Source organism: Aphanizomenon sp. CS-733/32, from assembly GCF_028330045.1.
Classification (GTDB): Bacteria; Cyanobacteriota; Cyanobacteriia; order Cyanobacteriales; family Nostocaceae; genus Dolichospermum; species Dolichospermum gracile.
On record NZ_JAQMSE010000237.1, the window covers coordinates 1 to 13181 of the forward strand.

11 protein-coding genes are annotated in these 13181 nt (G+C 40.5%); 7 read left to right on the forward strand and 4 right to left on the reverse strand.

The window, feature by feature from the left end:
- Positions 1-426: 426 nt before the first annotated feature.
- Entirely contained in the window at positions 427-1389 is a 963-nt protein-coding gene (gene gshB / locus PN471_RS20355) for a glutathione synthase (protein WP_271778396.1), read from the forward strand.
- A gap of 191 nt (positions 1390-1580) precedes the next feature.
- On the opposite strand, the gene ftsZ is transcribed toward gshB, so the two are convergent.
- The 3 genes from ftsZ to PN471_RS20370 form a co-directional block, all read right to left on the reverse strand.
- Positions 1581-2879 (reverse strand): cell division protein FtsZ, encoded by a 1299-nt coding sequence (gene ftsZ / locus PN471_RS20360; RefSeq protein WP_271778397.1) that lies wholly within the window; start codon positions 2877-2879, stop codon positions 1581-1583.
- A 907-nt stretch (positions 2880-3786) separates the two neighbouring features.
- The gene (locus PN471_RS20365; RefSeq protein ID WP_271778398.1) at positions 3787-4728 is read right to left on the reverse strand and encodes a cell division protein FtsQ/DivIB; all 942 of its coding nucleotides are present in this window, start codon (positions 4726-4728) and stop codon (positions 3787-3789) included.
- 114 nt (positions 4729-4842) lie between these two features.
- Positions 4843-5244 (reverse strand): hypothetical protein, encoded by a 402-nt coding sequence (locus PN471_RS20370; protein ID WP_271778399.1) that lies wholly within the window; start codon positions 5242-5244, stop codon positions 4843-4845.
- 498 nt (positions 5245-5742) lie between these two features.
- On the opposite strand from PN471_RS20370, the gene PN471_RS20375 reads away from it, so the two are divergent.
- The 6 genes from PN471_RS20375 to psaI all read left to right on the forward strand — a co-directional run bounded on the left by PN471_RS20375 (position 5743) and on the right by psaI (position 12559).
- Entirely contained in the window at positions 5743-6573 is an 831-nt protein-coding gene (locus tag PN471_RS20375) for a photosystem II manganese-stabilizing polypeptide (RefSeq protein WP_271778400.1), read from the forward strand.
- A 993-nt stretch (positions 6574-7566) separates the two neighbouring features.
- Positions 7567-8361, forward strand: coding sequence for an RNA polymerase sigma factor SigF (locus tag PN471_RS20380; RefSeq protein WP_271778401.1), 795 nt, complete (start codon positions 7567-7569; stop codon positions 8359-8361).
- Between the two features lie 154 nt (positions 8362-8515).
- The gene (locus PN471_RS20385; protein ID WP_271778402.1) at positions 8516-9385 is read left to right on the forward strand and encodes a hypothetical protein; all 870 of its coding nucleotides are present in this window, start codon (positions 8516-8518) and stop codon (positions 9383-9385) included.
- Positions 9386-9387: 2 nt separating this feature from the next.
- A complete protein-coding gene (locus tag PN471_RS20390; RefSeq protein ID WP_271778403.1) occupies positions 9388-9636 on the forward strand; it encodes a hypothetical protein in 249 nt (82 codons plus the stop codon).
- Between the two features lie 338 nt (positions 9637-9974).
- A complete protein-coding gene (locus PN471_RS20395) occupies positions 9975-12320 on the forward strand; it encodes a hypothetical protein (RefSeq protein ID WP_271778404.1) in 2346 nt (781 codons plus the stop codon).
- A 98-nt stretch (positions 12321-12418) separates the two neighbouring features.
- Positions 12419-12559, forward strand: coding sequence for a photosystem I reaction center subunit VIII (gene psaI, locus PN471_RS20400; RefSeq protein WP_015081480.1), 141 nt, complete (start codon positions 12419-12421; stop codon positions 12557-12559).
- Positions 12560-12845: 286 nt separating this feature from the next.
- Here psaI and PN471_RS20405 read toward each other — a convergent pair whose 3' ends face one another.
- Positions 12846-12965: a photosystem II reaction center protein J gene (locus PN471_RS20405; RefSeq protein WP_015081481.1), complete on the reverse strand. Its 120-nt coding sequence runs from the start codon at positions 12963-12965 to the stop codon at positions 12846-12848.
- Positions 12966-13181 lie beyond the last annotated feature (216 nt).

A 13181-nucleotide genomic window follows, 5' to 3' on the forward strand; every position in this document is an offset into this window, starting at 1 on the left:
AATAAGCATTGAAACCATTAAAAACCTATCACTTTCTGGAATTTGAGACTATTCTTATATCTTTCTAATTCTTCCTCCTGACTCCTGACTCCTGACTCCTGACTCCTAACCCTCACAGATAACTTTTTCAGCAAACCCTATTTACGCCGTGTTGTACTAGTAGTCTGTCAATCCAAAAATGACGGGTAAAGGCAAGTAGGGGGAGAAGAGGGGGTAGGAGGAGTAGGGGAGGGAAAACAGAAGTTTTTTCCTATCATTACCCGTCAAAATAAATTTGACGAACTACTAGTTTCTTGAAATATTGTGGATCAGATCCCCGACTTCTAAAATTAATTTAATCATCTCCGAGAAAAATGTAGGAAAGAAGTCGGGGATCTTTAAGAGGATATTTAATATTAAAACTCGTAGATAAAAGAGGTATAAAGAGTGAAACTAGCTTTTATTATTGATCCCATCCATCGGCTTGATCCATGCCATGATACTAGTGTTGCTTTGATGGAAGCAGCGCAAATTCTAGGACACGAAATTTGGATAACTCAGGCAAATTTGCTGAGTGTGATTGATGGTAAAGCTTGGGCTGTTTTGCAGCAGGTAGAACTTGTTCCCCTGGAGTTAGTAGAAGGACGTTGGTTAGCGGTTAATCCTTGGTTTAACTTAAGCCCTAGTGCCTTTACTCCTTTGGAAACAATGGATGCCGTATTGATGCGGACAGACCCACCTGTTAATGATGCTTATCTTTATGCTACTTATATTCTGGATTATATTGACCAAAATAAAACCCTAGTGATCAATGATCCCGCAGGGATTCGTGATGCTAATGAAAAAATGTATGCTCTGCAATTTAGGGAATGTATTCCCGAAACGATTGTCAGCGCTAACAAACAAGTAATTCGCCAGTTTGTGGAAGCGAAAGAAGCAACAATTCTCAAACCGCTGGGGAATAAAGCTGGAGAGGGAATTTTATTTTTACAATCAGGCGATCGCAATTTTAATTCCATTATCGAACTTAGCACGCTCCAAGGTCAAGTTCCCGTGATGGTACAAAACTATTTACCCCAAGCCAAGGAGGGAGATAAACGGATTATCTTACTCAATGGTGAACCCATAGGTGCGCTCAATCGCCTTTCCAGTGGTAGTGATTTTCGGAATAACATGGCCACAGGTGGCACAGTTGCTCAAACCACTATTACCCCAAGAGAACAGGAAATTTGCCGCCATTTAGCCGCAAAACTCCGGCAAGATGGCTTAATTTTCGTGGGTATTGACGTAATTGGTGGCTATCTAACGGAAGTTAATGTCACGAGTCCCACAGGCATCCGGGAAATTGACCGTCTTAATGGTACTCACCTCGCCCATCAGGTCATTCAATGGGTAGAAGCCAAGAAATAAGGCAGGGGGGGGCAGGGAGCAGGGAGCAGGGGACGGGGGTATTAGTTAATTTATTTACTTTCCTTTCTTCTTCCTTCCAACTCCTGAACTCCTGAACTCCTGAACTCCTAAGAACTGATAACTAACAACTTGTATACAGCAGCCTCAACTGAGACCGTGAATTTAATCTAAAATCTCATATCTACTAGCATTTAATTTTTTGGTGGTGTCCGTCGTCTTTGCAGAAAATCGGGGATATCCAAGGAAGGTTTTTCCTTTGGTTGTTCTACAACTGGACTGGGGTTATTGACAGGTTGTTGTAGTGGTGAGGGTCTTCTGGTAGTTGTGGGAGTGGGTGTGACAACTCTAGGGGTAACTACAGTTTGTGCTGATGGAGGTTGGATGTCACCTGTAAATCCAGTTGCAATTACAGTAATTCTGACTTCTCCTTGGAGTCTGTCGTCAATTACCGCCCCAAAAATAATATTGGCATTAGGATCAACGACTTCATAGATGGTTTCCGCCGCAGCATTAACTTCATGAAGGGTTAGATCACTACCACCAGTGATATTAAAGACAACTCCTCTAGCTCCCTCAATGGAACATTCTAACAAAGGTGAAGAAATTGCAGCGATCGCTGCCTCTCTAGCTCTAGACTTGCCCGAACTCACACCGATTCCCATCAAAGCCGATCCCGCATCAGCCATCACAGCCCGCACATCAGCAAAGTCAACGTTGACCAATCCAGGAATAGTAATAATATCAGAAATTCCTTGCACACCTTGACGCAACACATCATCGGCATAGCGAAAAGCTTCTTGCACAGGAGTTTGTTCAGGAATGACTTCCAACAATTTGTTATTGGGAATAATAATTAAGGTATCTACCCGACTTTTCAAGCCTTCAATCCCTTGTTCTGCTTGGCTGGTGCGTCTGCGCCCCTCAAAAATAAATGGACGAGTCACCACACCAACAGTAAGAGCGCCCATTTCCTTGGCTATTTCTGCCACAATTGGGGCTGCACCTGTACCTGTACCACCACCCATACCAGCGGTAATGAATACCAAATCTGCGCCTTCTAAAGCAGTAGCAATTTCATCACGGGATTCTTCCGCCGCCTTTTGACCAATCGCCGGATTTCCCCCCGCACCTAGTCCTCTAGTTAATTTTTGTCCAATTTGCAAGCGACTAGGAGCGCCCGCTAAAGTTAAAGCTTGAGCATCAGTGTTAATTGACCAAAACTCAACACCGGACACATCAGACTCAATCATGCGGTTGACAGCATTACCACCACCACCACCGACACCTATCACCTTAATATTAGCAACACGGCCTGGCACAATTTCACCAATACCGCTATTTTCAGGAGAAATTCTCTTGCTATCCTTAGCTTGGGCAAAATTTAGCCCAGAGTTACTAAAGGGATTATTTGAGTTCACGGACTGGGAGAACCCTAGTTGTCCTGGAGTTTGAGAGTTATTAGGCAGCCCTTGGTTATTATCAAGTGTCATTAGATTTGTGAAAGGTATATAAACGACTTTTTTCGGTGTAATTCACCTAATAGTCAACGAATTGCCAAAATTTATCTTGGCAGCGGATTTTATTTTTTTTACTATTTCCCAGCCTACATGATGGCAGGTAAGATGTGGTAATTTGTCCGTGAAAAAGGTATAAAACCTCAGTTGTCGAGTCAGATATTCAGCCCCTTGCCTTCCAACTCTTTTATTTGTGGATTGTTGATTAGCTTTACAGTTGATGATATAGCAACTGCCAAGATAGTTAGGACATCAACTGATTATGAAACTCTGTTGATCACAGGGTTATACTCAATGATTCCTGACTTACAGCAGATTGGGTAGTTAGGAGGTACAAAATCTAAATTTAAACCTATACACAAAGCCAGTTTTACTGCTGACTCCTGACTCCTGCTGTATGTGACTCCCCCTGTATCAACTCCTGATATTGCTGACTCCCCCCTATTCTTAAAAAGAATAGTTCTAAAAAGTATAGACATTTATTTATCTCATAACTTTTTATCAGCAACAGATTACTTCAACAATAGCGTTAACTAAGAGAACTCGACAGAACCCACTATAACAAGCCTATCTGTGGATTCCAATCTGTTGGAACTGCTTGATAGCAGATATTCAACTGGTTATTAACTGTTTGATAGAGTTTCATACTAGTAATAATTTTTGATAACCTCCCGACGTTTTTCGATGAATATTTTTTAGTTACTAAGTTTACAACCTCTGATATGGTTTTTTAACTAATGGCTAAAAAATCTCATATCTATATGTACAATATATAACTAATTTACAAAAATATAAAATTAGCAACTGAAGTTACTAACTTAGATGATTTGTCTGCTCAGCTAGACATACAGCAGAGGGATGTAGAAGGCAAAAATGTTGATTTTCAACGGATTGGTGTTTTGTTCGGTAAGTCTGATTTTTTGATCACTAAACCTGATTTTCTTTGATTCATTTGTACTAATGGAACAGCAGGATTTTTGAGATCAATGTAATCTATATTACTAAAATTAACTTTATTTGGTAAATGGCGCATTTGGACAAGTGCTTGAATTTGTTCAGTCAATCTATTGCTAGGGCTACCTAAATGCACATTTCCTAATTCAGTTTTCAAAATTAAATTTGTAGGATCTTGAAAATTAATTTCTGTCACTTGGAGAGAACTGCTACTGATAGCTTCATAAAGTTGCGTCCAGAATGGCTTGTATTGGGCGATCGCCCCAATGACTATGAGTCGAGGTAATTTGGACTTGGGGCTAATGGAGATATAGCCTGATAAAGGCATCCATAGGCCACTAGCATCTAACAAACCTAGTTCATTTTGTTTGTTAGCCGTACCGCTATTTTGTAAACAAGACTTAACCTCAGCCGACTTACCCGTAAAATCCGGATTCAGCACACAACTAGTTATCCTTTGATCTTCAGTTACTTGAGCTATCGCCACTGGTATTCGTTCCTGGATTTCAATAATTAAACCAGGAGGCAATAAACGACGGCTAACCGTAGCTTGGGCAATATTCGGTTGTTTTCTTAAAGAATCAGCAATCAGGGCAGGTTCAACTCGCCATAAAGACTGGGGAGACGACAACCCCAACAATGAATAAATATCCTTTTGCGTCAAAACTTGACCACCAGATTTAATCACTATTTGCCCCGAATCCTTTAACACCCACATCGGTTGGACTGCTCCCCAGAATAAAACCGCAGCAAATCCAGTTACAGCAAGTGTACGCCAAATAGCCTGAAGAATTTTGAGTTGTCGCTGCCGGCGTAATTTTTGGCGGCGTTTAGCTAAATTTGTTCGAGAAACTGATAATATCCCAGCCATGTCAACCTCTTATGAATATCCATCCAATCTACAAAATAAATTGAACTATAGCGGTAGCGGTATGCACTTGAATGAGATACAGAATTTACCTAAAAACCATACACCCAAGGATTTTTAACTCTGTTCCCTGTTCCCTGTTCCCTGTTCCCTGCTATATTCTAGTGAGTGATCAATGTTGAAAACATCATGAGTATAGTTAGGAAGAGCATCTTCATTACTAACCGCCTCCGACAAATTTGCTAACAAAGCTTGTACTCGCATTCGCCCAATATAAGGCCAACCCCCCTCAGACTCAATATCTCGCAGCAGCGAGTATAATCTTTGGCGATTAGTCGGCAAATTTTCCTGAAACACCCCATCCCGAATTTCTTTGTGCAACATTTCTAAATGACGTAACAAAGCTAATAATGCAATCACATCTCCTTCACAGTTCTGAGCTACATCTTTAACCGCACCGGAAATCGCCTGTAGCTGGCAGGACAAATCCCCAGATGCACAATTTTGATCATGGTTCATGGAACGTTTTACTCCATAAAACTAATACGATACTGGAAAAGTCCCTAAATTGATCAACAAAAGAGTCAGATATGGCGGTATGCACTGGAATCAGGGACAAACATTAAGTCAAAAGCCATCCAGCACTTCTGACTCCTGAATGGGTGCAGGGCCTGCACCCGTATCTCCTGAATATATAACTTTCTCACTATTCTCAGGTAATGAGAATCCTTGATGGTAAGGTAGAGAAGGCTTTTCCATGATTTGTGCTAGACAACAGCCAAATTTAACCACTAGAGCGCTTTGATTTTGAGTTAAAAAAAGTCGTATGATCTGGCTAATTTCCTTATCCAAATACGTTTATTGTGTGTACTGGCAACACATACATAATCGCAAATGGATGCGGTTCACTGCTTAGTCTATGGTTTGAATTCTAGACTCAGAGACGCAATGCGTTTAAGTACGTTTAGCAAAGCAGTTTGACAACTTAGATATTAATTTTTGAGATTGAGGTTAACCATGAGGTATCGCGCTTTAATTGTTGCTTTCTTGGCTCTATGCTTAGGGCTAATCACCGCTTGCAGTGATGAACCTTCCACCAGCGTCCGTGATGTCCTCACTTACGAACAAATTCGCGGCACCGGCTTGGCTAACAAATGTCCCCAACTAGCAGAAACTAGTCGTGGTTCAATTGCTATTGATCCTAGCGTGAAATATAGCATCAAAGAACTTTGTTTAGAACCAACTAGTTTCTTTGTCAAAGAAGAACCTGCCAACAAACGTCAAGTTGCCGAATTTGTCCCTGGTAAAGTTATGACTAGATATACTTCTACCATTGACCAAGTACAAGGTCAGCTAACCAGCAATGCAGACAATAGCTTAACCTTTAAGGAAGAAGATGGTCTGGACTTCCAAGCTATCACAGTTAAACTTCCCGGCGGTGAACTAGTACCCTTCTTATTTACCATCAAAAACTTAGTTGCACAAACACAACCTAATTTAACTAGCATCAATACATCCACTGATTTTGAAGGAACTTTTAAAGTACCTTCCTATCGTGGCGCTGCTTTCTTAGATCCTAAAGGTCGTGGTGTTGTGAGTGGCTATGATAACGCTGTAGCTTTACCGGCCGGATCTGATAATGAAGAATTGACCCGTACTAACGTCAAACGTGCAGAAATTCTCACAGGTAAAATTTCCTTACAAGTAGCCAAAGTAGACAATACTTCTGGTGAAATCGCTGGGACTTTTGAAAGTGAACAACCTTCGGATACAGATTTAGGTGCAGGTGAACCGAAAGAAGTGAAGATTCGTGGTTTGTTCTATGCACGTATTGAACCCCTTTCCTAAATATTAATACAACATCATAGGAGCGTATACTGCATAAATATTTTAGCAACTTAGTAACTTAATATACCTCTATGATGTTGAAGATGAATTCAGAAGTCACAAGAATTTATTTGTGGTAATTACCTCAACCAAGATGCACACTAATAGCTGAGTGCATCTTGGTTTTTTCTGGCAATACCTTGTCCAAATCGAAAAAAGGTCTTGATTTGTAGGTTGGATTGAGGTATGTTCACGTTCGCGGAGCGTGGCGTTAACCATAGTGTGGCGATAGCTTGCGTGGCGACGTAGAAGCCATAGCCATAACCCAACATGAGCGTCGGGTTGCGCTGTCGCTTAACCCGACCTACAAAAAATGGACAAGGTATTGTTCTGGGAAAACTAGTACAACACGGCATAAATAAACCAACCATTCTAAATCGTTAAAAAGGCTATACTGTCTTCGTTTTGACTTTTGACTATTTGTGTAAATTTATTGACCTAAAATTTTATTTTTATGTTTTCGGGTTTGAGATGAACTTAATTATTTAATTGCGTAACATTACTTTACTTAGTTAATCAAAAGAAGGCGGCAGATAAACAAAAATAATCGCAGCCCCAAGCTTGATAATCATCAACTATCTTTAATTCCCAAGACCTATAAACAAATCTCATGATTAATTAGTTAAATTAGGTACAATCCCGGTTTAATATTAGATAGCTAATTGTATATTTTAAGTCCATAATAGTTGTTTAATAAATTAGGAAACATACTCAGACTATTTGATTCACAGGGAACAGAAAAAACTCATGTTTAAAAACATGAAATTGAAATAATGACACTGTTTTTGAGATGGGTAGCACGAAAAAACATCTTTTTTTGACTGAAATTTTTACAGCAGTTTATCCGGGAAAACGGAACACGGGCAACGTCTCAAAAGCAAGAAAAAAACTGCGATCGCAGCTAGTTTAAAACCGACTATATACCCAATTTACTTGTTTAAAAATGAAACTGTTATGACTAATACAACTACCAACGAAACAAATATTAATGAACTGAAACATGAAATCTCACAGTTGTTGCGGGAGTATCAGCAATCCCCTTCAGAAAGAGTCCGCAATCAACTAGTACAACTCAATTTGGGACTAGTCAGGAAGGAAGCACATTATTGGATTAATCAGTGCAATGAGAGCTATGAGGATCTTATTCAAGTAGGCTGTATAGGTTTAATTAGAGCAATTGAGAAATTTGAACTTGCTAAGGGTAATGCTTTTAGTTCCTATGCGATGCCCTACATTCGGGGTGAAATTCAACACTATCTGCGAGATAAAGGTGTAACTGTCAGAATCCCCAGACGGTGGTTAGCGCTACAACAACAAGCTGTTGGAATTTCCCGTTCTCTCCGTGAACAATATCATCGCCAACCTACTGATAGGGAATTAGCTGTGGCATTGCAAATTTCTCTAAGTGAATGGCAAGAAATTAAATTAGCCTGGATTAACCGCGCCCCTTTGAGTTTGGATGTCCCCATACAAGATGGGGAAGAAGGTTCTACTTGTTTGGGGGAATTAGTTCCAGATAGCAAATATCGCAGTTTTCAACTAGCCCAAGAAGACCAAATTCGTTTACAACAAGCTATGATTCAGTTAGAAAAACGGACTCGTGAGGTTGTTGAGTGTGTATTCTTGTACGATCTAACTCAAAAACAAGTGGCAGCATATTTAGGCATTAGTGTTGTGACAGTTTCTCGTCAAGTAAAAAAAGGCTTAGACTTGTTGAAAAAAATTATGGTTGGTGCGACAGAAGATTAGTTATGGAATAGGATTCCGAAATATCAAAATTTAGGTTATAAAGAAGACAGAATTAAGCCTGTGGTCTAAAACAGGGGCTGATCAGCGACATAGTATAACACGATTAAGTACAAAGGCGATAAACAAACTTTCCTATAGTTTTTAAGAACAGCTAATGAGTAAAAATTCCCATATTGCTGCCGCAGCTATTTTAACAACCTTGGTACTTACTGGATGTACTATAGGTGAACCACCAACAGCTACTAATCCTGCCACTCCTCAATCAAATCCTGGTCTTCAAGTAACTACTCCAAAACCGGCACAGCCACCATCTTTGACTCAACCTTTTAATAATCCTCTTCTATCTAGTAAACTACCCGTGAGTCCTGGTTCAGTTGACAGTTTGATTCAACCAACAAATGGTACGGAGCGGTTGTTGGTAGTACAGAAAGGAAGAACTGATCCTTTTGGGCAAATTGTAGAGTCAATAGGTGTGACAAGAACTAAGCTCCCTGGCGAGAAAATTCCTGTTCCTAAATTACCCCTTTTACCTACAGCAACTCAGCCAAAACCAGTCGCACCAAAACCAATAAAAACAATAGCAACTAAACCAGCAATTTTGTTAGGGAAAAAACCATTACAGATCCCTAGAAAACCCTTGATAAGACCAGTTTTACCTAGGGTTTTGGCTGGATCTGTACCGTCTCCTAAGCTGAAGACGATATTACCACCAGTGCCACAACCAGAAACGGCTAAAGCTGTAATTGTGACTGGTGTAATTTTAATTGGTAAAGTCCCTCAAGCAATTGTGCAAGTACCGGATGAGCCAACTAGTAGATATGTACAACCAGGACAAAGACTGGTGAATGGGGTGTTGGTAAAACGGATTGAAATGGACAAAGGTGCTAATCCGACTGTGATTTTGGAACAATACGGTGTGGAAGTTGCCAAACAAGTAGGGGAACAACCAATGAAAGTGTCTAAACCAGCGACTACAGCTGCGGTGATGCAGCCGATGGTAAATCCTGTGGGGGCGGCTTCATAGCTATGAATTTACAAGAGCAAATAGCATTTACTGGTTTACCTTTGGCTGTATATCGGGAAATGGCGGCGCATCTGCGTCAGGTGTTCGGTGTGGAAGTGGGATTAATTCCACAAACATCTGTGGAGTTTGATTACAACCAAAGTCAAGTTTCTGCCTTATGGGTTTCATGGACACCGACTGCCGACGCGAAAAGTCGGGAAAGGTTTAAGCAGATAGTGGCTTACTATCAAGATCGCTATAAGTTGCTATGAACTTAAATGAAAGTTGATGCTGTTCAAGAAGTGTTCGGTCGAATGTAATACAATTCAGGGCGGGGAAACCCCTACAGGTTTGGTGACTGACAACCAGATATTAACTTAAGCTGAGTTCGGTGTTAGGAGTTTCTCCTTCGGAGACGCTACGCGAACAGAGTTATGATTTTTTCAACGAGATCATAAGGGTTTGAGACTCATATTTGGGGCAGTTTTCCAAAAATTATCTTATGTCGAACTCAGGTAACTTAGGTTAAGAGAAGATAGCTGGGTTAAACTGACAAGCAGGTTAATGCAAAATATTTATTGGCTGCTCTTAGGTTTAGGCTTTGTTGATAATGGAAAACTGGCAATTTCTGATACAGAAACAGGGGGATCATACTTGGCGCACCTTGGAGTCGTCAAATTTGAAGATTTGGGCAGGTAATTACCGAATTTTGGCTCGTTCTGGGCTGAATAATACGGATGTTGATGTGCGAGTTACCCATATATCTATTGATGAAGTTCCACCAAAACGGAGACTTCTCAAGCGATCGCGCCGGACTAATAGTGAAGGACTGATGGCTGTAATTCCTTTTACCCAGTTTAAACCAGGGATTTGGGAATTACGATGTTCTGGAGATATTATGTCAGATATGCTGGGGCAGTCCTGGCAATGTACCCTGATGATTCACGTATCACCCCTAGAAACTAGTGCTGCGCTGCCTCCTCAACTGGTTGAGGAATCTGATCTGGCTGTGGATGCTGATACTGAAGTCAGTATTGTGATGAATCACGGTACTCCAGTCTGGTTTAAGGGGGAACCAACCGAGGAGATTTTACAAAACTTATTAGATTTAGCTGTACCTGAAGATGAACCCTTACTAGATGAGGAGACTATTGAAAATGCGCCGATTTTACCACCACCTCTACTACTGAATCTGAGTTTAGATCAAGATACTTATATTGTTCCTTGGGGGGACAATTTTACGATTCATGGTGATGTGGAAGTAAATGAAATGGAGAATCTGACAAATGCAGGATTTTCCCTGGGGGGACTTTGCCAACTTCGGCTAGAAATTACCTTGCGATCGCCTTTAGAATCAAAAATTCTCAACCGGATTCAGCAGCCATTAACAAATCAAGTCTTACCTTTTGGTTTTAGTAGTTTGATTAATATTCCCCTCAACTGTGAATCTAAGTTACTTTTAGCAGATATTAACTTATATGGTGCATTAACTGATGTTGGTGAGGTCATACTCTTAGCTAATCATAGCTTTACGATTACAGCCGATGTCACTGAATTACTAGCAATACAAACCTTCCCATCCCATTTTCGTCAAAATTTACCAGAAACAAATCCACCAGTTAAACCTCAGCCCTCTGTTAAAATTCGATTAGAACTTTTTAATGTAGCCAAAACGCCAAATTTAGCCCAGTTTCACATTTTAAAACCTTCTCCAAACCGACCTTTACCACCCCGGATTAAACCTCTGGTATCCTTGAAAGTTTTTTCACCACAATTACCAAATTTACCTCAAAATCCCAGGACTGAGATTACTACTGATTCACCACCAGACTCTCTGGCAAAAACCCTGGCTATTCATCCAATTGATTTGAAAAAGTTGGTAATTAAACCAGTTAAAACTACTTTACCTTACTTGAAACGGTTGCAGGTTAAGGGAACTTCCGGGGAAAGAATCATTGATCAGTTGGATGTTGCCGAGACAGAATTAGCACCTGTGAATAAATCGCCACGTTTACCCATTGTAGGGGCTTCACCAGTAAAAATACCGGAATCACCAATTGATGATTTGCCGCAGGCTGATGAGTCTATGGTGGAGGACACATACTATGCAGAATTGATCGCGGAAATTGTGGCGGAGGCGAAGGGCTTGCAGCAGCGCTTCGCGATCGCAGATGAGGAATTAAATACAGTTGATTCTCAGGAAAATTACTTAATTTCCCAGGATGGGGAATTGAATCTAGTTGATGTTCAGGAGGATTCCCCTCGCTTACAACAATGGGTAGACAGCCAAGGATACTTATTAATTGAAGCTGTTTCCGAAGAATCCTTAGACAAGGATGCTGATGAGGAAATAGCAACTCAGGTAGATTCTATTGCTGACAATCTTCTCTTAGAACTTAATCAACCGGAAATAGTCACTGTCACCAGTCCAACCACAACCCAGCCGGGATGGTTGTCACAAGAAATAGTTATAGATGATCTGGTGGTGAGAGAGGATGGGGATAGCTTGGGTGATGAAGCTATAGATGACCATAATTATTCTCTTGTCCTGGAGGATAAAGCTACACCGGAGAAATCTGGCGTGATCATGGAGTCTTTACCAACTCCCCAATTGTCTTTACCAGAGGGTGAACTTGTTGCTGGTACATCTGTAATGGTGCGTGTAACAATACCCGAAGTTGCATCTGTAGTGGCTGTGAAGTTATGGGTGGAAGATTACCAAACTCGGAGTCTCCTGGATGGACCACATATTCTATCAGATTTACGTTCTAATGCTTGGGGAGAGGAAGAAACGGCAATTTACCTCAAAGTTCCTTTTGGCTGCTTAGAAATCCGGTTATCGGCGATCGCTCTTGATCAGACTACTCAGCAGGAAAGCGACAAATTCACGATTATTAAGACAGTAATTCCTCCTAATTTACCAACCATAGAACTGGATGAAATGTTGGGAATGTAAAAAGCTGTGTTAAAAATCTTGATCATTCGGCAAATTAGGGAGGGTTTTGCAGTAAGCTCAATTTGAATTGTAGTAAGACTTTACAGGACTTTAATTCTATGTCAAGTTCATTTTTGCCTACTATTTTGGCTTATTCCTCCTTTTTACCTTCTGTTTTCGTTCCCCTAACTGGCTTGGTTTTACCAGCAGTTATTTTCGCATTTTTGTTTTCATACATTGAACGCGAAGATATTGCTTAATTAGAGTATCGGTAATTGGTTAGTTAATTTTTCTCACCAATTACTTATTGACAAACAAAACCGCCTAAATCAATGATTTAGGCGGTTTTTATGGCGATTTTTGCAGAAGCAGTTCAGAAATGATCATCAAGCAAAAATCTAGTTTTTTGTATTTCTAATTGCTATCTTCTTCCAGAATAGTAGTTATCAGGTAGGTGAGGACAGAAATTGGTGAAAAAAGTCATAACACAAAAGACTTTCAAACTGCCTATTCCCTGTTCCCTATTCTCTGTTCCCTGCTATGGGATTACATTGAAGAACCAATTCCTGAGTAAGACCCATAAAAGAAAATACCTACAACAGTTATTACACCTAATCCTGCGATCGTAGCGACGACCCACAGAGGAATTCTTCCACTTCCAGACACAGTTTTTTCCTCACTTACAAAAATTGTCGGTTGTCAGTTGTCAGTTAGGTGACAGGTAACAGGTAATAGGTAATAGGTGACAGGTAATAGGTAACAAGTTACAGAAATAATATTCTCAACCGACAACCGACAACTGACAACTGACAACTGACAACTGACAACTGACAACTGACATCTGACAACTGACAACTGACAACTGACAACTGACAACTGACA